Raw genomic sequence first — 23503 nt, 5'->3', positions numbered from 1 at the left:
AAGGGGTATATATGAGAAAACGAATTTCTTTAAAAATAGGGATCCTATTCTTTATATTGATGATATTAATCGAACTTTCTTTATTCTTTGTTTTATACACGAATATATCAAACCACCAAATAGATGAAGTACTTGACGGTCTTTTAGCTCGTGGAAGTGGCCATCGGGATGTACTAGAGAAGAAATTCGACCAGACAACGATGGAGCATGTCGCATTGATGGAATCGGAAGCCGTCACCGATGTAGTCATTACGGATGAGAGAGGGAAGATTCTCGCTAGCTCCTCCGGTCTCGATGATTATAAGGAAAAACTGATCCGAAACTACGGTCAAACTCAGAAGGAGGAAGGCCGTATTATCGAAAGGGAATGGAAAACGGCCCCCTACGTTGCTACGCTTTCTCCGATAGAAATTGAAGGAGAACGCAAGGGGTATGTTTATATGTTTTCTCCCTCGACGATTATCCGAGATCTTACATCCTATCTCTCTAATCAATTTGTTTTTATTATGGCACTTACCTTGATCATCACTTTGGTTGTTGTGTTTACCCTCTCCAAATTGATTACAAAGCCATTGATACGAATGAAGGAAGAAACAGAGAAGCTTAGCAGAGGGGAAACAACGGTAGAATTGAATGATCACTATAACGATGAACTGGGAGTTTTAGCTCGTTCAATCAATAAATTGTCTGATGACCTAGAGAGAATGAAACAGGAACGAAATGATTTCCTATCGTCCATCTCTCATGAACTCAGGACACCACTAACCTATTTAAAAGGCTATGCGGATATTGCTTCCAGAGAACAAACAGATGAAGTGAATAAACAAAAATACTTAAAGATTATCAAAGAAGAATCAGAAAACCTGACCTCTATGGTGCAACAGCTTTTTCAATTGGCAAAGATGGACGAGAATGCCTTTACGATTCAACCAGAACAATGTGATATTAAATCTCTGCTCATTCAAGCGGAGGAAAGCATGTATCCCTTATTCACTAAAAACGAGATTGAAGTGACCAACACCTGTCCTTCTGAGTTGAATTTCTATGCTGATCCTGTTCGCTTTAAACAAGTCATCGTAAATATCTTAGAGAATGCCATCCTGTATAGTGGCCCTCATTCTAACGTTCATGTGGCTGTGAGTAATCAAGCAGCTGAAGTAGAAATCAAGATTAAAGATGATGGGCCAGGGGTGCCAGAAGATGCTCTTCCTCACTTGTTTGACCGTCTTTATCGGGTAGAAAAGTCAAGAGCCAGGGAATTGGGCGGATCCGGTCTAGGTTTGTCTATCGTTAAGGAAATTGTGGAAATGCATGGCGGAAGCGTAAAGGCGAAAAATGAAAGAGGATTAGCTATCATAATGAAATGGCCGAAAGAAGGGGACCTATGATTCGAATTTTACTTGTGGATGATGAACAAAGAATGCTTGATTTACTTAAGTTATATTTAAGTCCACATGGATTCACCTGTGATCAAGCGTTAAGTGGGATTGAAGCATTGGACAAATTAAATGACCATTCATACGATTTAGTGTTGCTGGATGTGATGATGAAAGACATAGACGGTTTTGAAACGTGCAGGCAAATGAGAAAAGTGACAACGATACCCATTATTATGGTAACTGCAAAAGATCAAAAGCAGGATATCCTGCAAGGTCTTCACATTGGAGCAGACGATTATATTACGAAACCTTTCGATGAGGATATTCTTATTGCACGAATAGAAGCCCTTTTGCGCAGGGGTTCAAAACAGAGAAAAATTATCCAGAATGATTTAGTTTGGAACCAAGAAACTCATCAACTGCATTACTCTGGAAAAGAAATTCGGTTGACACCAAAGGAATTTCAGCTTCTGGGGTTATTACTAAAACGACCGAATCAAGTTTATGCCAGGGATGATTTGCTTCAATTGGTTTGGGGATTTGATTCGGAAACAGAGGGTAGAACGATTGATTCTCATGTTCGGAACTTAAGGGAGAAAATTCGTAAACACGGTTATCCAATAGATCATCATCTCAAAACGATATGGGGAATTGGTTATAAGTGGATAGAGTGAAGAAGACATAATATGGATGATATGGCTGTTGTTTAAGTAGGTGCGTCGTAAGTAAAAAATGACTTCTCAAAGGCTGCTCATGACAAAAAAATATAGTTTTTATTAATGGTCAGATAGGAGTGAATTTCCTTCACTGATCATTTTTTTTCATGCGTATTTCCCTTTTCTCTAATCAAATTGTACTGGTTTACTTATTATTTTTTTCTGATTTTCTTTAATATGGTAATTTGATAAAGGGTTTGGTGGATGATACGCTAAACTCTGAAACTTATATAACTAGGAGGAATTAGAGTGAGAAAAAGCCTATGGCTAACCTTATCCATACTCGTTATCATAGCTATCCTTGGTGGGTGCAGCAACTCTGATCAACCTTCTTCTGCCGAAGAAAACGGAGAAGAAGCCAATACAAGTGAGACTGATTCTGGAGAAGGTAAGAAAGAAGAGGAAAAGGACAGCGGTGAAAGTGAAAAGTCTGGAAGCAGTAAGGAAATGGTTTACGATGAAAACAATAATGTTATTGATGTCTCAGCCTTTGAAATGGGATACGATCCTAAAGATATCACCTTAAAGAAGGGGGTAGAATACGAGCTAATCATGACCAATGATGGCGAGGTATTTCATGACCTTACGACCAAAGAGCTGAAAGCTGATATTACATTCAAAGGTGAAATGGCAGACCACCCTGAATCTACGTCTATGATTGATCAAATATTTGGGGTGAAAAAAGTACATGCTGATGGCGGGGGACATGGGAAGCAGAGCTTTCATATGAACGCGAAACCAGGGCAGACCGTAAAGCTGAAGTTTATACCAACCAAAACAGGGACTTATGAATTTGGCTGTACTGTACCAGGTCACAAAGAGGCTGGTATGGTAGGGACGATTAAAGTAATTGAATAAACATAAACAAAAGAGCAGGTTATCCGAATAGGATTCCTGCTCTTTTGCTATTCTTTTTTTTGATGCTTTCCAACATAATCTGGATAAATCGTAATAACTCCATCAACCCCTGCCTTTATCAAGGCCTTCACGGATTCACGTTCTCTTACATCCCAAGGATAGGTTTCCATCCCGTATTTGTGAATGCGTTCCACTAATTTTTTATCGATCATCGTTTTATTAGGGTTTACATATTTGGCGAAGGAAGAAAACTCCGTAAGCTGCTGATCGGAAACTCCATCTGGATTAAAGTCTAGGAGAACTGCTACAGGGACTTCAGGAAGGATGGAGTGAAAAGCTTTCAAAGATTCATGATCAAAGGATTGTACGATGATGTCGTTATTAGTTGGGGTATCCAGGTTACGTTCTTTAAGTGTATCTGCAATTTTTTGTTCAATACCTGGGTAAAGAGAAGGAGACTTCATTTCAATAACAATTCCCATTTTTCCTCTGTATTCATCAAGCACTTCCTCAAGTTTAGGAATCTTTTCACCTGCAAATTCTTTACTGAAATAGCTGCCTGCATCAAGCCTCTTTAATTCGTCATACGTAAGGTTTTTCACTTTTCCAGCCCCGTCTGTCGTACGATCAACGGTTGTATCATGCATAACAACCAATTCACCATCCTTACTCATTTGAACATCTAACTCCAACATCTCTGCCTTCATTTCAAAAGCTTTTTCAAATGCTGCCATTGTGTTTTCGGGGGCATATCCAGCTGCTCCCCTGTGAGCGATCGAAAGCACTTTATTGTCTCTCTTAGAATTGTCTGCATTTGCCAGAACATTGTTTTCCGATCCTGCAAACACCATCACTACCAAACCAATCACCATAAAAACAGTGGGCAAACGTTTCATTTATTTTCTCCCTTCTATATATTCACTGTGAAGTTTAACCAACAGGGTATTCTGGCAGATATTATATGGTGTTGTTTATTTATTTTTTGTTTCAAAAAAGGCTTCATCCTATTCTCCTTAATATTGAACGGAATGGAATTTTTATTCGCATAGAACTTTTTTCTTGCTTCATATTAAAAGTAGACCAAGTTTGAAGGAGGGAGCATGCATGAGAATAGCCATCATGGGCGCCGGGTTATCAGGCCTTGCTTGTGCGATCACGTTAGAGAAGTACGGATATCAACCGGATATCTTTGAAAGGCGAGGGATGGTAGGGGATCGTTTTTCCATAGCAGAAGCAATGTTTTCTTTGTTTCATACCCCGTATGATGATGCCGTTAAATATCTATCTGAGACCTATGATATCCATCTGAAGCCCTCCAGCAACTTGCAAAAAGTGTACTTCTACTCAGAGAATGAGTCGTCTTTTATTGATGGACATTTGGGTTTTACAAATATGAGGGGAAAGCATCCGCAATCGTATGAGAAACAGTTAGCCTCTCAACTGAAGGGAGAGGTTCGCTATAATCAAGAGGTCTCTTATGAAGAAATTTCAAAAGAATATACCCATGTGGTTTTAGCCACGGGCGATGCGTTGGATACAAAGAAACTTCAGCCGTATGATGTAGCATTCAAGGCGAGCTTTCATGGGGCAGTTATAAGGGGAGATTTTAACCAAACGGAGGCTCATGCATTTTTCAATAACAATCTTGCACCTAAGGGAATGGCGTACTTGCTTCCTAATGATGATTATGAAGCATCGCTGGTCTTAGTTTATCCTCAATATCCGGAGAATGAATCGCTAGACAAGGAGCAATTATGGAAGCAATGTTTTGAAGAAGTCTGCACGAAATTGGATCAGGATTTTGAGGTAGTTCACGAATATTCGATTAAAGATTACCGGGTAGGAAAAACGGAAACAGGTCGGATTGGAAATACCTTCTTTGTAGGAAACTGCTGGGGAGCAATCACCCCCGTGTTTGGTTTTGGTCAGTTTGAATCGATGCTGACTGGAATTTATGCGGCTCAGGATATTGCAGGTGTTGGAGATTATGAGGAGCTCGTAAAACCATTGTCCCAAAGTTATCATGATTCTCTTTCACTAAGAAGGGCTCTAGAGAAGTTAGATAACAAACAGCTCGATCTTGTAACGAAATCCATTAATAATCAATTGCTGGAAAGTTTGATTACGAGTAAAAAACTCAATTTCTTTAAGATCATCAGTCGGATCATTCATCCATTCAGCCGAAATACGTAGACTAGAAGCAGGAGCTTAATGGTATTATTTAATCATCCAGTCTTATTTTAAAATTTTCGAAAAACTATATTGACTATTTGCCACACCCGCATTATTATTAAAGTACAGTCATCGAGTAAAGACTGTGCGCTTCTTGCGTTTATAACACTCCAAAGGGGAGTAGCTTACAGGTATGTCGCCATTACGTGATACTAAGTCACCGGCATAACTGGCAACGAAAAAGTTGTTTGCGAGACCTTTGCCAAATTGGTAAAGGCTTAAATTTGTAGAGACCAAACCTTTACCATAATTCTGGTGAAGGTTTTTTTAATGTTAAAAAATAGTTCAGGAGGTCTAAGGAATTGATTACGAAATTGTTAAGTCTCTTAAAGTTAGGTTCACCGAAAATTGATCTCGTCTTAGATCGGAATGAAATCAGACCCGGAGGTACCATTGGTGGCTCGTTCCATCTCAAAGGGGGCTGGACCAGTCAAAAAATTAAACGGCTGGAATGTGATTTAGTGAAAGATGATAAAGGAAAGAAACCAACGATGATCCAGCCTGTAACAACTGTATTGATGTCTCAGACGATCAACCGTAAAGACAAAAAACAATTTCCGTTTCATTGTCAGCTTCCAGAGGAATTAAATCCTTCATCTGAGGAAGTAAAATACCGCTTACAAACAAAGCTAGTGTTTGTTGATGATGTGAAGAGTATTGATCATGACGAATTGGTCGTCACTAAAAACGAGTAAAGGGGAAGATGGATAAATGGATATGGCTCTTGTGATGGAATATAGCTGGGTTTTGTTGATTTTGATTGGTCTCGAGGGAATATTAGCTGCAGATAATGCGCTTGTAATTGCGACGATGGTTAAACATCTGCCGCAGGAGAAACGGAAAAAAGCCTTATTCTATGGTCTTGCCGGCGCATTTGCGTTCAGGTTCGGTTCTTTATTTGTCATCTCTTACCTCGTTCATATTTGGCAAATCCAGGCTATCGGTGCTCTTTACCTTATAGGAATCGCTCTGTACCACCTTTTGAAAAAGCATGTTTTAAAACCACGGGTGAAAGATTTAATGGAAGAAAAGAAAGGATCTGGGTTCTGGACGACAGTTATAAAAGTAGAACTTGCTGATATCGCTTTTGCCGTAGACTCTATTCTGGCAGCTGTTGCGCTAGCTGTGACGCTTCCAGTTACGACCCTTCCTTCCATTGGAGGCATGGATGGAGGCCACTTCGCTGTCGTTCTTACAGGAGGAATTATCGGTCTTGTGATCATGCGGTTTGCAGCCGGCTACTTTGTCGTCTTGCTTGATCGCCGGCCAGGATTGGAATCAGCTGCCTACTTGATTGTAGGCTGGGTGGGTGTAAAGCTAGCTGTTTATACGCTCTCTCACCCTGAACTAGCCGTTCTTGAGGAAGGATTTCCGAAAAGCGTCATTTGGAAATTAATTTTCTGGTCTGTGTTACTGCTAATTGCTGTCGGGGGATGGTTTCTATCAAAAGAAAAGCCCCAGTCCTCATCAAGAAATGAGGCTGCGGCAAATAGCTGATTAAATAGTAAGGTTAAGGGTAGATCTTTAGGGTTACGAGTTTTCTTGTCAAAATGTGAAGTGTAGTAAACCCACCGATGTACATTAATAACGTGTAAAAGAGATTCCATTCTTCATCATAGGAGACGGTTTCTATCGCAAGGGCAATCGATTCAATACCAGTCATTCCAAAAATGAAAGCAGGATAGACCCATAAAGGATTTTTCTGCTTATAATAGAGGATAAAAATAAACCATACAGAAACGACTGTGAAAATTCCAAAGTCTAGAAAAATTGAATCCAATAATACGACTGTAGGCATGTGGTGGACTTTCCATAAGCCAAGGTGAATGCCTAATTGATTTAAGGTGACTGCAATAAGAGCACCAACAGGAGCGACGGTATAAAAAATTTTGGGTGCGAGTTTGTAGACGTAAGGGGCTGTCAGCCAAGGGATGATAAAACCTAGTACAATGATTAAAAGCATATGATTCACCTCTTCCTAACCAGCATGTCTCAATAAAGGTATTGTTTATACGTGGAAATAATATGGAAAATGATAGAATAGGTTCAAGAAAGGAGAATGTAGTTATGTACGAAGGGATTCATCACGTGTCTATTCTGGTGACAGATATTGAAAAATCGAAGAGATTTTATGGAGAGGTGCTAGGTTTCCAGGAAAGCAATGCTCGTCCGGAATTTGGTTTTCCGGGGGCTTGGTATCAAATAGGGAAAACACAACTTCACTTAATTGAGTACGAGGATGGAAAAACGCTCCGGGGAACAACAGAGATTGACTCAAGGGACGGACATTTTGCGATTCGTGTGAACGATATCGAAGTTTTTATTGAAAGAATGGAAGCCAACCACGTAAAGATGCTGAATAAGCCTCATAACAAAACGGAGTGGCATCAAGTGTACATCAGTGATCCGGATGGAAATATTATCGAATTTAATAAGTAAGGTGGAGTGACGAGCATGGGGGCTCGTCACTTTTATTTTTACAATCCAACTTCTTCAGCACTCCAACCCCACAATTGTTTCGCTAATAATTTATCTTGCGCTCGTTCAGATCTTGCGGCAACTTTACGTTTATAAAAATATTCTCCACTGGTTTTAAGATCAGGATCAGTTGAAAGATAAATCGCTGTATCTGCTCCTTGTTGAGGGGTAAGAAAAAAAGGTTTCAGCATGGTATGGATCGTTCTGCCAAAGCCGCTTTCTCTGTTTACACCAAGATTTGTGCTGACCGCTCCCGGGTGTACACAGTTTGCGAGTACTGAAGTGTTTTCCAGCTTTTCATCAAGCTCAAGTGTAAAAAGGATATTCGCAAGCTTAGATTGGCCATAGCCCTTAATAACGCTAAATTTCTTTTTGAAGTGAGGGTCATCAAAATGAATGTTCCCTGCTTTGTGAGCTCCTGAAGAGACAGTGACAATTCTGCCTTGATTTGAACGCGTTATTTTATCAAGAAGTAAATTTGTCAGTAGAAAGTGTCCTAGATGATTGATCCCCATCATGCTCTCAAAGCCATCCTCTGTTGTCGTACGCTTTAGCGAAACAACTCCGGCATTATTGATAAGGACATCGAGCTTAGAATAGTAAGCATTAAATTTCTCAGCACAGCGGCGAATGCTTTTAAGTGAACCTAAATCGCCAATCATTAACTCTGCATGCTCGGATCCACTTTGCTGTATGGCTGAACGCAGCGCTACTTTGCCCCGCTGTTCATTTCGGCAAAACATAATGACGTGGTAGCCTTTTTTCATAAGCTCTACAGTGGAGGCAAGTCCCATGCCAGAGTTGGCACCTGTAACTAGAGCTGTTTTCTGATCTGCAGGATTGAGTTCATGTTGCATCGTATTCACATCCGTTCGTTTTTGGATCAATTGTTAGAGTTTCTGCCGGCAAAGGTAGTGACAGATTCAATGGTAGCCTTTCTTCGATAAGCTAAATTTTCAAAATATGATCGAAGAAGTTAACAAGGATTGGAATGATAAATAGGCAGAGGTTCCCATTTCGGTAAGCTTCTTTTTTGGATATTTAAGAATAGCAGGGAGATATGATAGTTTAGAATACTTAGTTTGGCAGACTCTCACACACAACTCCATCATGATCATTCCCGTCTAATCGGTGTGGATCCTCAGCAGGGCCACCTGCAGCTTCAAAGAAGGACTGAGCCTCCTGTTGAGTCTCAAAGTCCCCGCAATCCCTATCGTTACCTTCAGGTTCATAGGGGCCAGAGTAGTCATTTTTCTTTTCCTCACTCCTAGATTCAGTAGTCGATGCTTTTTCAGAAAAACCACTATCTGTTACATAGCCATCCATACTCCATATGTTTTTATTCGCATTCGCCGCCCTGTTTTGCGCTTTGACGAATGCCTCATAGTGGGTGTAGGGCGGGTCGTAAACGTAAGCGAGACGGGCAAGGCCTTGTTCTAGCAGCATTTGGTTAAAGTTCTCACCATCAATCCATAAGTAGGCTAGCAGACGGCCGTATTTATCCCGTTTAGGTCCATCGTATTCAACACGTACTTGTTTATCATTCAGCATATCCTCAGCAAATTGACTGGCTTTCCGCCCGTAAGGCTGAACGGGCAAATCAGGATGTTTCGTTTCTGGTGTATCTACTAGAAGTAATCGCACATCCTCTGTTTTCCCGTTCATTTCTATTTCCATAGTGTCTCCGTCTATGACTCTTGTAACCGTTGCTGCGGGAAAATTATCTAATGGATCTTCTCCTTGCTTATTATTGCTGCTCTCTTCGTTAACTTCTGTTTCATTTGTTTTCACTGTGGAAGTCTTTTCTTGTTTTTCTCCATGGTTAGTAGAAGCCGGTTCAGGTGTTTCACACCCAACAACAAATAAGCTGATTAGAAATACGACAAAAATACGGTTATAAGGGGAGTGTGCAAATAGCAACCAACGGAGTAAGGCAAAGGCCGTAACTAATAAAAGCAGTAATAATTCCTCCAACTTCCTCCTCCTTTAGTAAGTGACTTTCAATTTTTCTAATCGGCTAAAAAAGTATATTCATAGCTTTATCATCTCAAATTTTTAAACTTCAAGCCAATCGCAATCTATGACATTCCTTTTAAACATTTTATAAAGCTATAGTGTTTTTTAATAAAAATTAGGGAATGAGAATTTTGAGTATCATAAAAAAGGAGTGAAAGACATGTATCAGTTCGTTTCACCTAAAAAGGTCTATTACGGAGAAGGATCATTGAGCAGGCTGCAAGATGTATTACAAGAGCTTAAAGTTCATCGGGTATTTGTAGTGGCAGATCCTGCTTTAAAAGACTTGCAAGTGATCGATCCTATCATACATATCTTAGAGGGGGAGGGTGTAGAGGTTACGATTAGCACTGATGTTGTCCCTGAACCTTCTTTGAATGTAGGAAATCAAATGGTAGAACAAGCAAGAGAATCGCAAGCAGAACTTGTCGTAGGGGTCGGAGGAGGAAGCGCGCTAGACCTTGCGAAAGCAGCGGCTGTATTCATCGATAACAAAGGCGGAGTGGAAGATTTCTTAAATTTAAGTGGGCAACAAAAATTTGAATCAAGAGGGGTACCGAAAGTTTTAATTCCGACTACATCAGGAACGGGGGCAGAAGTGACGGATATCTCCGTATTTTCTTTGGAAGATACAAAAGATGTGATGACGCACCCTTATCTGCTTGCTGACTATGCAATTATCGACCCTGTTATGACCTATACCTTACCACCAAACGTTACAGCTTCCAGCGGTATGGATGCTCTCACACATGCGATTGAAGCCTATACGTCGAAGCATGCGACGCCTTTAACAGATTCTTTAGCTTTAGAGGCAATTGGGAGAATCAGCAGAAATATAAGATCCGCTGTCTGGAACGATCGCGATTACAAAGCACGAGAACAGATGGCGCTTGGCAGTATGCAGGCAGGATTGAGTTTTTATAATGCCGGTGTAGCAGGTGTTCACGCTTTAGCTTATCCTTTAGGCGGTTTACACAAAGTTCCCCATGGGGAATCCAATGCTGTTTTGCTTCCTTTCGTTTATGATTCTATTTTTCCAGCATGTTTAGATAAGATGGCTGGAATTGGAAAAGCGCTTGGTGTTCCTGTTGAAGGAAAAACAAATCGTCAAGTTGCACAAAGCGTCGTTCGCTATTTACTGGAATTAGTGGAAGACGTCGGACTACCAACAACACTAAGCGTTTATGATATTGAGGAAAAAGATATGGAGCGGCTTGTAGATAACGGCCTTCAACAAACACGTCTGTTAAAGCGCAGTCCAAAACCTCTCTCAGAAACAGCGGTGCGGCAAATATACTTTAACGCTCTACGAGGAGAATTAACTCATAGCTAGGTCCCGGGAGGAAATTATGTACAAAAAAATCATAGAGCCACGGGTCTCGGAAACAGATGGGGTCGGTCATATTAACAACACGACCATCCCTGTCTGGTTTGAGGCCGCTAGAAATGAGATTTTTAAACTGTTTACACCTGATAGTTCCTTTGATAATTGGAAAATGATCATTCTGAATATGAACGTCGATTATCTGAGTCAAATCTACTTTGGGACAGATGTAACGATTTATACTTGGGTGAAAAGAATCGGAAATTCCAGTTTAGAATTATACGAGGAATTGTGGCAGGATGAGCATATGTGTGCTAAAGGAACCGTGACATATGTAAATTTTAATTTGCAATCACAGAAGTCAGAGCGGATTCCAGATGAGGTTCGGAAAGAGTTAGAAATGCATATGTATCAAGTGTCTTAATAAAGAAAACCGGAGGAGAGCTTTATTTTGAAGTATTCAAAAATCCTATTTATCGGTGACAGTATTACAGAAAGCGGTAGGTTTGATGACACGAAGGGAATCGGAAATGGCTATGTACATAAAGTGGTAGAAAAATTAGGTCTTCCACTTGATAACGTGTTGAATCGAGGTGTAGAAGGTGACCAGATTGTTGATCTGGCGAATAGATGGGATCAGGATGTCCTTGCTGAACGCCCTGATCTTTTATCCATTTCCATAGGGGTCAACGATGTCTGGAGGCAGTTGGATTCACCAGAAATGAACCAAATTTCCCCTGAGCAGTTTAAAGATACGTATGTTCAATTACTTAAGAAAACTATAGAAGAATTGAATCTTTCGATTGTTTTGATGGAGCCTACGATCATAGGGGAAGATCCTGAGTCAGAAGGAAACAAGAAGCTCAAAGAGTATGTACAAGCGGTGAGGGAGGCGGCTGAGCAATTTGAATGTAGTTATGTTCCACTTCATGGGGCATTCATTAAGCAACTGCGCGGCAAAGTTCTGACTCCGCTTACGACTGATGGGGTTCATATGAATGAGCGAGGAGACGAGCTGATGGCCGTAGAATGGATCAAAGCAACCCGCCACTTGTTTTAACCTCTTCACAACCTTTTATCGATCGTTTCTTAACGTTTCTTCCATTAAATAGCATTATTATTCTCGAAGACTCAAATTTGAGATAATTTGGGTTTGTATTCGTAATAGGGTAAGGGATGGCTGGAAAATAACTCGCTTTCCTGTGGGGGAACTGCCGAGCCTCCTCGTTTCGCTGCGCTCTCTGTGGGGTCTCGTCTAGGTCCTTCTCCCACTGGAGTCTCGTCATTTTCCAGCCATCCCAACTTTCATTAGCCTCAAACCTACCTAGTTTCAGTATTTAGAGTGAGACTAATTTGAAATTCTATAATAAAAGCAACGGTTTCTACTTTTGCATACGTTTACGTTCCGCCAAAAAATAGCAAGGTGAGAGGGGAAATGGGGAGACTCCTGCGGGAATAGAATGGCTGGCAAGACCCCACAGAGAGCATAGCGAACGAGGAGGCTTGCCGTCATCCCCGCGGAAAGCGACCCATTTCTCAGAACACCTCTCCAGGATACAAGGTATCGGAAACAGACCCATCTAAACAAAGCCACTTCAAGATAAGGAGGCTTTAATGGAAGAGGGAAGTTCATAGTTAATTAAGATACATCATTAAGAAGCGGCCTCACAAAAGGCCGCTTCTAGATAATCTATTTATTTAATATACATATCGACACCTGGACCAAATGGAATACCTAATAGCGCAAAAGCGATCAACAAGATCACCCAGATGATAAAGAAGATGATACTGTAAGGAAGCATAAGGGATATCAATGTTCCTAAACCAGCTTTCTTGTTGTACTCTCTCATGAAAGCTAACACGACGATGATATACGGATTCATCGGAGTGATAATGTTCGTTGAGGAGTCAGCAATACGGTAGGCTGCCTGAATAAACGCCGGATGATAGTCTAATAGATAGAACATCTGCAGGAAAATCGGTGCTTCCAATGCCCACTGCGCAGATCCACTAAAGATTAGCAGATTCATAAGCGCTGTCAGCATAGAGAACCCTACCACGACAGGAAGTCCTGTCATATTCATAGATTCAAGCATGTTCGCACCGCTGACGGCTACCCACGTTCCGATGTTTGTCCAACTAAAGTAAGCAATGAACTGGGCAGCGGCAAAAATCAATACAATAAAGCCTGACATATCTTTCATAGCTTCGCTCATGAAGCCGGATATATCTCTTGTCGATTCAATTTTATTTACTGTTACGCCATACGCGATACCAATGGTAATAAAGAAAAATAGAATGATTGGTACGATTCCATCTAAGAATGGAGATGGGATAATTCCGCCTTCTTCATTTCGAAGTGCGGATCCTGGCCAAGCAAGTGCAAGAATTAATACACCTATGAATACGATCCCGGCAATGACGGCATTTTTAAACCCTTTTTTCTCTAAAGGTGTGCTTTCTTCCATTTCATTTTCAGAAGCTTCCCCTTTATATTCGCCTAATCGTGGTTCAATAATTTTCTCGGTAATGAGAGCGCCGGTAATAGACAGGACGACAACGGATACAATCATGAAATACCAGTTATCAACGGGAGTAACAACAATGTCAGAACCAATACTTTCCATGACTTCTGTGGAAATTCCGGAAAGCAAGGCATCTGTACCGGCAATGATAATATTGGCGGTAAAACCAGATCCCACTCCGGCAAAACCTGCTGCTAGACCTGCCAGCGGGTGACGGCCGATTGTATAGAAGACCATCGCAGCTAATGGTGGTACGATAACAAAGGCTGCATCTGAAGCTAGGTTACCTAATATTCCGACAAAAATGACTGCATAAGTGATTAATGATTTAGGTGCTTTTAGAATGGTACTTTTAATCGCAGTTTCCAGTAATCCAACTTTATCGGCTAATCCGATACCAAGCATCATAGCCAACACGAGACCGAGAGGAGCGAATCCAGTGAAGTTATCAAGCATGGAAGTCAAAATGTAATTAAGACCTTCTCCTGAAACGAGACTTTTAATAGCAACGACTTCACCCGTTCCTGGTTCCTCAACGGTCACGCCAAATAAGGACACAATCCAGGAAAACAAGATCGTAAACGCTGCCAAGTAAACAAATAACATAAATGGCTCCGGCAGTTTGTTTCCTGCTTTTTCAACAAAGTTCAGAAACCTCGCCATACCTTTGTTCGATTTTTCGGTGGTGTTTGTACTCATATGCTTCACCCTTCCATTGAATTTGGGAAATTATCCTTAATACTTCCGTATTTAGCCAAAAAACTGGGTTTACAAGGGGTAATGATAGAGGGGCTCCCCTTAAACTTTTAGGATAAGGGGAGGAATTTATAAACTTTACGCGGCCGGCCTCTTTCACCTGATTGGTTTTCACCGGCTTGCTCAACTATCCCGACACGCTCCATTTCAGAAAGAATCCTTCGTCCGTTTCTTTCTGTACTTTTCAACCAACGGGATAAATCCTGGGAGGAAAAGCTGTCACGACCATACTGTTTAGCATAAGCCAATATTTTCGAAACGACTCCAGGACTTAAATTGGCATCTTTTAATTTATCCTGCCAGGCTTGCCCGATGTCCGTTGTTTGATAGGCGATTTGATCTTTTTGCTCCTTAAGGGAGATGGATTGATCATCGTCGACGATTAGAATCATCGGTTTTTCATAGTCTTTCACATGTCTGAAGCCCATCCGGACGTGCTGCTCAGCCTGCAAAACGGTTTCGCCAAAGCCGATAGAAACTTTTACTTTTAAGTTCGTCTGAGCACGAATATCGTCGATTAAATGGAACAAATCTGCTTCTGACTCGTTACTTAGTTCTCCACGAGTCGTGAAAATGAAGAAAAGTCCATCCCCCATTTGCATGACTGATCCATTGGTTTTTTCCGCAATGGAGAAAAGCTGGCGGCGTACGTCCAGTTCTTGATACTTCGTTTTAAACGAATAGTAAAGCTCTTCTAAATGATCAGGATCCATTTCGATTCGGCAGCCGATGACGGCGACTTGTGAATTCCGATAAAGGTTTGATTGTGCACGCTCTTCGAGATATTGAATAATCATCTTAATCGACAAATAGGAAGGAGTCACACGGAAAACAGGAATGCTTCTTTCCTTTAATTTTCTGTACACATATTTGATCGATGTGATGGCTACTTCTGTTTTTCCTTCTTCATACAATTTAGAGTGAAATTCGACCAGCTTGTCAGAGCTTTTTTCCCTATCAAAAGGGTGATTGTAATAAGTTAAGCTATCTAGTTGGTAGTAGGATAAGATTTTATCGAACTCTTCACTCTCAATCGTGTCGATGCTTACTTCCCTGTACACTTTGTTGGAAGCGAGCTGTGCTTCTAGGAGAATGCCGAAAAAGCTTGCTCCGTGTAAAGGAGGATAAGTCCCTTCCTTTTCCGTTATGAGGTTATTCTCAAGGGCATAGGTATAGTTCAACACTCCTGAGAAAAACCATTGATCGACTTCGTGGCGGTGCTTTGTCAAGATATCGCTCACTTCCGTTAACTGTTCATACGGATAGGGGATGAATGTAATTTCATCGAACTCCTTCGCTACATACATGATGAGCTGTAGAGAGTCATGAGGCGCAATCACACCTATGGTTGTTTTCATGCATGCTCACCTGTTTCCACGCGCAAATATTCGGCAATCACTTTCGTTCCTTTTGCCAGATCTTCAAGAGAAGCATATTCTCTAGGGTGATGGCTGATGCCATTTTCACATGGGATGAAGATTAGCCCTGATGGCCATTTGTGTGCCATGTTCATGACATCATGTCCGGCTCCGCTGTCCATAATTAATGGTTTAATAGTAAGGCTGTCTGTAACAGCTGAAAGTTTTTTCTGTATCGTTTTGTCCAGGATGACGGAGTCATTATCGACAAGTGTTTGCACATCCACGTTAACAGAGCGATTGCTTTCGATTTCTTTACAGAAGTCTTTAATACGTTCAGCGAGTTTCTTTTTCAATGAATCGTCAACGCTTCGTATATCAATTCCTAGCTCGACTTCGCCAGGTATTACGTTCATCACGTTCGGACTCACATGTCCAGTACTGACTGTCGCTACGAGAGGAAGAGAATCTCCTTCATTTAAAAGGTTAGCTTGCTCTTCAACAAAAGTAATAAGCGGTGCCACAGCAGCAAACGCATCTGAGCGTCGGTTCATGGGGGTGGTGCCTGTATGGTTCGCCATTCCGGTTGCTGTTACCTTCAGACGGATCGGGCAGGCGACACCTCTTACAATACCAATTTCAGCGGCGTTATCTTCGATTTGAGTTCCCTGCTCGATATGAAGTTCAAGAAAGCTTTCCAGATCCTTTTTCTCACGTTCTGCGTGCTGAATGGTTTCCCATGATAAGCCGAAGGATTCGATCGACTGCTTGATGGTAATACCGTTTGCATCTTCTACATCGACAACATCTTCTTTATCAAGCAAGCCGCTTATCGCTTTACTGCCAATTGTAGAAACGCCGAAGCGGGCGGATTCTTCTGATGCAAAACAGATAATCGTGATGTTTTTCTCTGGAGTAAAGTTCTGATCTTTTAAGAGCTTGATCGCTGCTAAGCCTGTCAAAACTCCAGCGACTCCGTCATATCCACCCCCTGAACTGACCGTGTCGACGTGGGAACCGACGGCTACTGTAGGTGCCCCTTTATCAACATTCCAGGTAGCCCAGAGATTTCCGGCTTGATCGGTCTGGACTTCTAATTGTAAGTTTTCGGCGATGTGTTGAAAGGCCTTATGAGCTTGTTTCTCTTCATCTGTATAGCTCAACCGAGTAAACCCGTTTTCATAATCCATCTCCTCAGTCAAATTCAGCTTGAGCAAATGCTCATGTAGCCAACTCGTTAAATTATTCAAGTGAGTGCCCCCCTTTTACAATGTGAATGTACGTATCTAATGCTACAGGCAATACTTCTTCCTCATAATCAAAAGCAGGGGAGTGGTGATTGTCCGAAAGTCTAGTGCCAAATAACATATACGTTGCTTTTCCTCCGTGAGATTGAACTACGTTCATCATGAAGCTGGCATCCTCAGATCCAGATACTTGAGCGGTGTTGATGATGTGTTTGATCATCGAACTTGATCCACACGATTCCTTAATTGTTGAAATCGTCTCATCATCGCAGACCATTGGTTCCGTTTCTCCTACAAAATCGATGGTGGACTCTACGTGATGCATGTCGGCAGATGCACGGATCATCCTGCTTGCTTCTTTTTGCATGTAATCATTGATGGATTTCGTTTCTCCACGTGTTTCCAGTTCTATATAGCCATAGTCTGAAATAATATTTCGTCCGTTTCCTGCCGTTAGTTTACCAACGTTGACGCGGCTTACTCCTTCACTATGTCGAGGAATAGCATAGAGCTGCGTTGCAGCAGTAGCGGCAGCCAGAAGGGCATTTCGCCCATCTTCGGGCTTCATTCCTGCGTGAGAGGATTGTCCTTTAAAAGTAACATTCCATTTCGATGAGGCAAGAAATCCTTTGGTTGATGCTGCGACTGTGCCAAGAGGGAGGTCCTGAATTCCGATGTGACCGGAGTAGAAGTAGTCGACGTCGTTCAACCATCCTTTGTCCGTCATTGCCTTAGCACCTCGACCGCCTTCTTCAGCCGGTTGGAAAAGGAAGGTGAATTTCCCGTTTAACTCTGAAGTATGAGTGGCAATAAAGTGCGCAAGCCCTAATCCAATTGCAGTATGTCCATCATGACCACAGGCATGCATGACGCCCGGATTCTGAGAATGGAAGCCTTCTTTATAGGGAAGGTGCTGGTCATCTGCTTTTTCTTCAATGGGGAGTGCGTCAATATCGAATCGGAAGGCCAAATGATCTCCTATTCGTCCGGTATCCCACACGGCTGCTAGTCCAGTGTGGCCACCATTCATTTTCTGCAGCCAACTCTCTTCCATAGAGGAGGAGACGTTCGCTTCATGCTGCTGGATTTCTTTAGAAGAGGGAACACCATAGCGAGAGGTGCTCTTTAATGCATCTCTTCCGATATAAAGAGTGAATCCCAGAGCTTCCAGTTCCTTACCGATTGCGTAGGTTGTTTCATACTCCATAAACCCAAGCTCAGGATTTCTGTGGAAATGCCGTCTCCATTTTACTAGTTTCGGTTGCATGCTTTGAATAAACTCATGATGAATGGACATCATGATCACCTTCTTTTTGAAAATATAACGTGTTTAACGTATCCATCGCCACCTCGACTAAATAGCGGCTTCCTATCGGTAAGGCTTTTTCATTAAGCTGAAATCCAGAATCATGAAGCGGCTTTTGATTTTCTCCATCTTCAATTTGAGTACCTAGCCATATGAAGGCTCCAGGATAATGAAGCAAGAACCGTGAGAAATCTTCTCCAGCTAAAGCAGGATCAAGAGAAGGTGTGGATTCACTTCCGAGGAGCTTTTGTGCAGATTCACGGGCTTGCAGTGCCCACCTCGGCGTGTTGATCGTCGCAGGATATCCGTCTAAATAATTGATTTCTGCCTCAGCCTCGAAAGCGTCTGCCGTTTGCTCAATGATGGTATGAAAGCGACGTTTTACTTTTTCTTTTACTTCTGGTTTGAACGTGCGTACGGTGCCTTCAAGAACGACTTCATTTGGAATGACATTATAACTATAACCGCCTTCAATACGGCCGATTGTAACTACCGCCGATTCTAAAGGGTTTACGTTTCGACTAACGATCGTTTGCAGACTGGATATCATCTGATTGGATATGAGCAGGGCATCATTTCCGTCATGCGGCATACTGGCATGTCCGCCTTTCCCTTTCACGGTCACTTTGAAGCGGTCAGATGCTCCCATCATCTCTTTATCCCTAATTCCCACTTGACCGACAGGAAGACTTGGCCACACATGCTGTCCGTAAATAACATCAGGGGTATATTCATGAAACACTCCGTCCTCCATCATAGCTTGAGATCCCCCGTTAGGTGAGTTTTCTTCAGCTGGCTGGAAAACGAGCAGAATCGTTCCTTTAATGTCTGCTTTCATTTGTTGGAGGGCGTATCCAGCTCCCAGCAGCATCGCTGTATGGGCATCGTGTCCGCAGGCATGCATCTTACCGTCGTTTTGAGAAATGAATTCGTGAGTATTGACCTCTTGAATTGGTAAGGCATCCATATCGGCTCGAAGGGCAACCGTTCCCCCTGGCAAATCCCCATTAATAATGCCAAGCACCCCTGTACCGGCAAATCCCGATTGCCATTCAATTCCGTAAGCAGTAAGCTGCTCTTTTACCAGAGAAGAAGTGCGGTATTCTTCATTGCTGAGCTCAGGGTGTTGGTGCAGTGTCCTTCTTATATGAATGATGTCATCTTTGATGGATGAGATTAGTTCTTCGATGTAATTCAAAAATGCTCCTCCTTTAATTAAGGACATTTTCCTTTAATGTTCCGTTATTTGTAGTATAACAGTAAATCTACCTTTTTCAACAAAAAATTTAGAAAATTCTATTTTAGTGTCTGAAACGATTCGGTTGAATTAAAAAAGAGCTGCAAGGAAGCAGCTCTTTGATCAGATAGGCGGTATTTCCTCTACTAGGCGATGGTGATTGATTCATCCGCATAGACATCTTGAACCGCCTGGATAATTTCGTAGCCCTCTTTCATTGGACGGTGGAAAGCTTTGCGTCCCATGATCAATCCCATCCCACCGGCACGCTTATTGATTACAGCGGTTTTGACGGCTTCATTTAAATCTCTTTCTGAGGAACCGCCCCCAGAATTTATTAGTCCTGCCCGTCCCATATAGGAGTTGGCCACCTGGTATCGGGTCAAATCGATCGGATGGTCAGATGTTAATTCTGAATAAACTTTATCATGAGTTTTACCGAAACCAAACGCGTGATATCCACCGTTTAATGTCGGAAGTTTTTGTTTAACGATATCTGCTTGAAGACTGGCAGACAGGTGAATGGCCTGTCCTGTCAAATCAGAAGATAGATGGTAGTCTCCATAGGCTGTTTTAAATACTGGGTTACGGAGATAAGCCCAAAGGATTGTGCCAAGTCCGAGCTCATGTGCGTATTGGAAAGCTTGAGCGACCTCTTGAATTTGGCGATTGCTTTCTTTAGAACCAAAGTAAATCGTAGCTCCAACAGCAACGGCTCCCAGGTTGTAAGCCTGTTTTACGGACCCAAACATGATTTGATCATGAGTATTCGGATACGAAAGAAGTTCATTGTGATTGATTTTTGCGATCATAGGGATCTTGTGAGCATAGTCTCTGGACACAGATCCCAACACGCCTATGGTAGAAGCTACCGCATTGCAATTACTTTCTAACGCAAGTTTAATGATGTTTTCGGGGTCAAAGTAGCTAGGGTTTGGGGCAAAAGATGCACCTGCAGAGTGTTCGATCCCCTGGTCAACGGGTAGGATGGAAAGGTAACCTGTACCGCCTAGTCTTCCATGATTAAACAAACTTTGAAGATTTCTAAGGACAACAGGAGATCGGTCGGTCGATTTATAAACACGGTCAACAAAATCAGGTCCGGGGACATGAAGATCATCTTTGGAAAAGGTTTGGCACTCGTGACTCAGCAAATACTCCGCTTCGTTTCCTAACAACTCTTCGACAGTTGGCATAGAAGTGACTCCTCCTCGAGAAAAATATACTTGTATGGAACAGTTCCCTATACGATCTCCTATAAACTGGAATCTACCAACTCTTATAGACCATAAAATGACAGTGCTTTTCTATACATGCCGTAGTATAATAGACATAAATCGACATTAATTTCAGTTAGGCTCTCTCTGTAAACATAGCTTTACTATAATTCTCCGAAAAGGGTGAATGAGGTGAGTGCAAAGTTACTGAAAGTGGTTGTGGTCATTTTCCTCCTGTTGGTCTCCTTTTTTACATTTCCTACACGGATCGATGCCTTCAGCTCCCAATTTGTTATAAAAGGAAACACCTCAAGCAAACTTGCAGCCCTGACTTTTGACGATGGTTCAGACGGAACGAACATTGGAAAAATCCTTCAAATTCTTTCTTCTCACCAAGTGAAATCTACGTTTTTTCTTACAGGTAAAGGGACGAGCAATCATTCGGAGGCAATTAAACGTATAGCTGAAGCAGGCCATGAATTAGCTACCCATTCTTACTCGCATGTCGATTTTACTCAATTAACAGCGAGTGAGATTAAAACAGAGCTTGCTCAAACCGAAGCCGTTGTGAAAAGCACGACAGGACATTCGACGAAACCGCTGTTTCGAGCCCCCTACGGTTCTGTGAATAAGGCTGTTCTAAACACAGTTGGAAGTGTTGGATATACGAAGACAATTCATTGGACCATTGACACCCTTGATTGGAAAGGTCTATCTAAAACTGATGTAACCAACCGGGTCATGAATAACATTGTACCAGGGGCGATTATTCTCATGCATACAGGGGTGGGAGCATCAGGAACGCCATCGGCTTTACCAGATATCATTCGCGGCCTCCAGTCAAAAGGGTATCAATTTGTGACTGTATCAGAAATATTGAATCCACCAACAACAAGCAGGACACATCGGGTTAAATCAGGAGAGACCCTATATCGAATTGCTTTGAATTATAATGTTACCGTTGACGAGTTAGTGAGAACGAACGGGCTTTCTGACGCCAGTTATATTCGAGCTGGCCAAGCCCTCATCATTCCTGGAAAGGCTTCTTTATCTAATACCTACATGGTAAAACCAGGTGATACCTTATACAGCATCTCTTTGCGCTACGAAACAACGGTTGACCAATTGGCTTTAGTGAATGAGTTGAATAACCCAGGGTTGATCAGAGCAGGGCAAATATTAATTATTCCATCTTCTTCTAAAATAACGTACACTGTTCAAGCAGGAGACACCCTTTACAGTATTGCCAGAAAGTATGGGGCCACTGTTCAAACGCTTGCTGATGCGAATCAAATTTCCAATCCTGGCCGGATCTTTCCAGGGGACAAATTGGTCATACCGACTTAAACCGCCAAAATCCCACGAACAGTATACAAGTTGTTCGGGGGATTTTTGTTGAAAAAAGTAAAATATACTTAAGAAATATATTTGAAATATTTATTTTAGGGTAAAGGTAAGGGTGTGAGGGCTGAGGGTTCAGAAGAAAAGGAAATTTTTTGCTGTTACATAGTTTCATAGAAGGATAGTAGATGATATGGTAAATAAGGTAGAAGGGAGAGGGATGCTGTGAACGAATTAGTTTATTTGGCGATTTTTGCGTTTATTACCCTCGCACTTGGAATAAGAGAGAAGGAAAAGCTGGATCGCAATATAAAGAAAATCCCTACACGTATCTTAGTGAACGGAATTCGTGGAAAGTCAACGGTTACCCGTTTAGTAATGGGTATATTAAAGCAAGATCAGCGGAAGGTTGTCGGAAAAACGACAGGGACCTCTGCTCGTATGTTCTATTGGGATCAGGAAGAAGAGGAGCCGATCATTCGAAGTCTGCAAGGTCCTAATATTAACGAACAAATGAAGATTACAAAAAAGGTCGTGGATAGAAGAGCCGATGCGTTTGTAAGTGAATGTATGGCGGTTAACCCTGAATATCAAAGAGTATTTCAGGAGCGGCTAGTGAAAGCGAACATAACTATAATTGCGAACGTAATAGAAGATCACCTTGATGTCATGGGGCCGACCCTCGATGATATTGCGGAAGCTTTCAGTTCAACCATTCCAAAAAATGGTTATGTCATCATTCCTGAGACACCTTATCAGCGTTATTTTGAAAAAGTAGCGAAGAAAAAAGGCTCTAAGGTTATTGTAGCGGACGAAAGTTCAATTGATGAATCTTATTTGAAGAAGTTCCCATTTATGATCTTCCCACAAAACGCTGCTCTGGCTCTGGCTGTAGCAGATTTATTAGAAATTGACCGTGAAGTTGCGCTTGAAGGAATGCTTAAAGCACCTGTTGATCCTGGTGCTATGCGTGTTCATCGGTTTGGAAAGAAAAGAGCACCGAAATATTTCTTCAATGGTTTCGCTGCTAATGATGTGACGTCGACGTTGAATATCTGGGAGCGAATTAAAGACCTTGATTATCCATCTGATGAAAGTACGGTCGTTATGAATTGCCGTAGTGACCGTGTTGAACGTACTATTGATTTTGCAGAAAAAGTTCTTCCTTATATAGAAATGGATCGTCTTGTCTTAATGGGTGAGAGTGTACAGCCGATCTTGCAAGCTCAGGAAGAAGGGAAGATCTCTGTTTCTAACATTATTAATCTAGAGAAAGCACCGACGGAAACGATTATCAAGCATCTGCAAGAAATCCCAGGAAACAGTGTAATTTATGGAATCGGTAATATTAATGGTGGAGGAGAAGAGCTGGCAGCAGCGATTCAAGACCTTGAAGTTGTTCCTTCGCTCTCCGATTATGCTACTAGCTGGGGAGAAGACGTGATCGAAACTTCTTTCAATAAAGAACCGGTTCGGGAAAAAGACTTACAAACAAATAAATAGTGTGATTGCA

Annotated in this window: 22 protein-coding genes; 12 read left to right on the top strand and 10 right to left on the bottom strand. The window is 41.8% G+C overall.

What is annotated here, in order from left to right; translation table 11 throughout:
* Window positions 1-11 precede the first annotated feature (11 nt).
* The 3 genes from HM131_RS18075 (at window position 12) to HM131_RS18065 (ending at window position 2953) form a co-directional block, all read left to right on the top strand.
* Window positions 12-1388: a sensor histidine kinase gene (locus HM131_RS18075; RefSeq protein ID WP_085031091.1), complete on the top strand. Its 1377-nt coding sequence runs from the start codon at window positions 12-14 to the stop codon at window positions 1386-1388.
* Window positions 1385-2053 carry a response regulator transcription factor gene (locus HM131_RS18070; RefSeq protein ID WP_085031090.1) on the top strand — a complete coding sequence of 223 codons (669 nt, stop codon included), beginning with the start codon at window positions 1385-1387 and terminating at the stop codon, window positions 2051-2053. The genes HM131_RS18075 and HM131_RS18070 overlap by 4 nt, the downstream gene beginning before the upstream one ends.
* Window positions 2054-2344: 291 nt before the next feature.
* On the top strand, window positions 2345-2953 hold the full coding sequence (locus tag HM131_RS18065) for a cupredoxin domain-containing protein (protein ID WP_085031089.1): 609 nt from the start codon (window positions 2345-2347) through the stop codon (window positions 2951-2953).
* A 47-nt stretch (window positions 2954-3000) separates the two neighbouring features.
* On the opposite strand, the gene HM131_RS18060 is transcribed toward HM131_RS18065, so the two are convergent.
* Complete coding sequence (locus tag HM131_RS18060; protein ID WP_085031088.1) at window positions 3001-3849, bottom strand: glycerophosphodiester phosphodiesterase; 849 nt, start codon at window positions 3847-3849, stop codon at window positions 3001-3003.
* A 208-nt stretch (window positions 3850-4057) separates the two neighbouring features.
* On the opposite strand from HM131_RS18060, the gene HM131_RS18055 reads away from it, so the two are divergent.
* From HM131_RS18055 to HM131_RS18045, 3 genes are all read left to right on the top strand, one after another.
* Entirely contained in the window at window positions 4058-5146 is a 1089-nt protein-coding gene (locus tag HM131_RS18055) for an NAD(P)-binding protein (RefSeq protein ID WP_085031087.1), read from the top strand.
* A gap of 341 nt (window positions 5147-5487) precedes the next feature.
* Window positions 5488-5880: a sporulation protein gene (locus HM131_RS18050; protein WP_085031086.1), complete on the top strand. Its 393-nt coding sequence runs from the start codon at window positions 5488-5490 to the stop codon at window positions 5878-5880.
* 16 nt (window positions 5881-5896) lie between these two features.
* Window positions 5897-6682 carry a TerC family protein gene (locus tag HM131_RS18045; protein WP_085031085.1) on the top strand — a complete coding sequence of 262 codons (786 nt, stop codon included), beginning with the start codon at window positions 5897-5899 and terminating at the stop codon, window positions 6680-6682.
* 13 nt (window positions 6683-6695) lie between these two features.
* On the opposite strand, the gene HM131_RS18040 is transcribed toward HM131_RS18045, so the two are convergent.
* Window positions 6696-7148 carry a hypothetical protein gene (locus HM131_RS18040; RefSeq protein WP_085031084.1) on the bottom strand — a complete coding sequence of 151 codons (453 nt, stop codon included), beginning with the start codon at window positions 7146-7148 and terminating at the stop codon, window positions 6696-6698.
* A 104-nt stretch (window positions 7149-7252) separates the two neighbouring features.
* Between HM131_RS18040 and HM131_RS18035 the strand changes: the two genes are divergently transcribed.
* Complete coding sequence (locus HM131_RS18035) at window positions 7253-7624, top strand: VOC family protein (protein WP_085031083.1); 372 nt, start codon at window positions 7253-7255, stop codon at window positions 7622-7624.
* Window positions 7625-7662: 38 nt separating this feature from the next.
* Here HM131_RS18035 and HM131_RS18030 read toward each other — a convergent pair whose 3' ends face one another.
* Both HM131_RS18030 and HM131_RS18025 read right to left on the bottom strand, forming a co-directional pair.
* Complete coding sequence (locus HM131_RS18030; protein ID WP_085031082.1) at window positions 7663-8520, bottom strand: SDR family oxidoreductase; 858 nt, start codon at window positions 8518-8520, stop codon at window positions 7663-7665.
* A 220-nt stretch (window positions 8521-8740) separates the two neighbouring features.
* Window positions 8741-9637: a thermonuclease family protein gene (locus HM131_RS18025; protein WP_085031081.1), complete on the bottom strand. Its 897-nt coding sequence runs from the start codon at window positions 9635-9637 to the stop codon at window positions 8741-8743.
* A 202-nt stretch (window positions 9638-9839) separates the two neighbouring features.
* On the opposite strand from HM131_RS18025, the gene HM131_RS18020 reads away from it, so the two are divergent.
* Genes HM131_RS18020 through HM131_RS18010 form a run of 3 tightly spaced genes read left to right on the top strand, consistent with a single transcriptional unit; the run spans window position 9840 to window position 12063 of the window.
* The gene (locus HM131_RS18020; RefSeq protein ID WP_085031080.1) at window positions 9840-11012 is read left to right on the top strand and encodes an iron-containing alcohol dehydrogenase; all 1173 of its coding nucleotides are present in this window, start codon (window positions 9840-9842) and stop codon (window positions 11010-11012) included.
* 16 nt (window positions 11013-11028) lie between these two features.
* Entirely contained in the window at window positions 11029-11427 is a 399-nt protein-coding gene (locus HM131_RS18015) for an acyl-CoA thioesterase (RefSeq protein WP_085031079.1), read from the top strand.
* A gap of 27 nt (window positions 11428-11454) precedes the next feature.
* Window positions 11455-12063 carry an SGNH/GDSL hydrolase family protein gene (locus tag HM131_RS18010; protein WP_085031078.1) on the top strand — a complete coding sequence of 203 codons (609 nt, stop codon included), beginning with the start codon at window positions 11455-11457 and terminating at the stop codon, window positions 12061-12063.
* A 634-nt stretch (window positions 12064-12697) separates the two neighbouring features.
* On the opposite strand, the gene HM131_RS18000 is transcribed toward HM131_RS18010, so the two are convergent.
* The 6 genes from HM131_RS18000 to HM131_RS17975 form a co-directional block, all read right to left on the bottom strand.
* The gene (locus HM131_RS18000; protein WP_085031076.1) at window positions 12698-14227 is read right to left on the bottom strand and encodes an AbgT family transporter; all 1530 of its coding nucleotides are present in this window, start codon (window positions 14225-14227) and stop codon (window positions 12698-12700) included.
* Window positions 14228-14334: 107 nt separating this feature from the next.
* Complete coding sequence (locus tag HM131_RS17995; protein WP_085031075.1) at window positions 14335-15642, bottom strand: hypothetical protein; 1308 nt, start codon at window positions 15640-15642, stop codon at window positions 14335-14337.
* Entirely contained in the window at window positions 15639-16892 is a 1254-nt protein-coding gene (locus HM131_RS17990) for a M20 family metallo-hydrolase (protein WP_085031074.1), read from the bottom strand. The genes HM131_RS17995 and HM131_RS17990 overlap by 4 nt, the downstream gene beginning before the upstream one ends.
* Entirely contained in the window at window positions 16885-18189 is a 1305-nt protein-coding gene (locus HM131_RS17985; RefSeq protein WP_408607077.1) for an amidohydrolase, read from the bottom strand. Before HM131_RS17985 ends, HM131_RS17990 begins: the two co-directional genes overlap by 8 nt.
* The gene (locus HM131_RS17980) at window positions 18170-19393 is read right to left on the bottom strand and encodes a M20 metallopeptidase family protein (protein ID WP_085031072.1); all 1224 of its coding nucleotides are present in this window, start codon (window positions 19391-19393) and stop codon (window positions 18170-18172) included. Before HM131_RS17980 ends, HM131_RS17985 begins: the two co-directional genes overlap by 20 nt.
* 185 nt (window positions 19394-19578) lie before the next feature.
* Window positions 19579-20628, bottom strand: coding sequence for a class I fructose-bisphosphate aldolase (locus HM131_RS17975; RefSeq protein WP_085031071.1), 1050 nt, complete (start codon window positions 20626-20628; stop codon window positions 19579-19581).
* A gap of 213 nt (window positions 20629-20841) precedes the next feature.
* Between HM131_RS17975 and HM131_RS17970 the strand changes: the two genes are divergently transcribed.
* A complete protein-coding gene (locus HM131_RS17970; RefSeq protein ID WP_085031070.1) occupies window positions 20842-21996 on the top strand; it encodes a LysM peptidoglycan-binding domain-containing protein in 1155 nt (384 codons plus the stop codon).
* A 219-nt stretch (window positions 21997-22215) separates the two neighbouring features.
* On the top strand, window positions 22216-23493 hold the full coding sequence (gene pgsB / locus HM131_RS17965) for a poly-gamma-glutamate synthase PgsB (protein ID WP_085031069.1): 1278 nt from the start codon (window positions 22216-22218) through the stop codon (window positions 23491-23493).
* Window positions 23494-23503: the final 10 nt, after the last annotated feature.

This window comes from Halobacillus mangrovi, from assembly GCF_002097535.1.
Taxonomy (GTDB): Bacteria; Bacillota; Bacilli; order Bacillales; family Halobacillaceae; genus Halobacillus; species Halobacillus mangrovi_A.
Note: the sequence above shows the minus strand (reverse complement) of the source record. Positions and strands in the feature narration are given on the sequence as shown.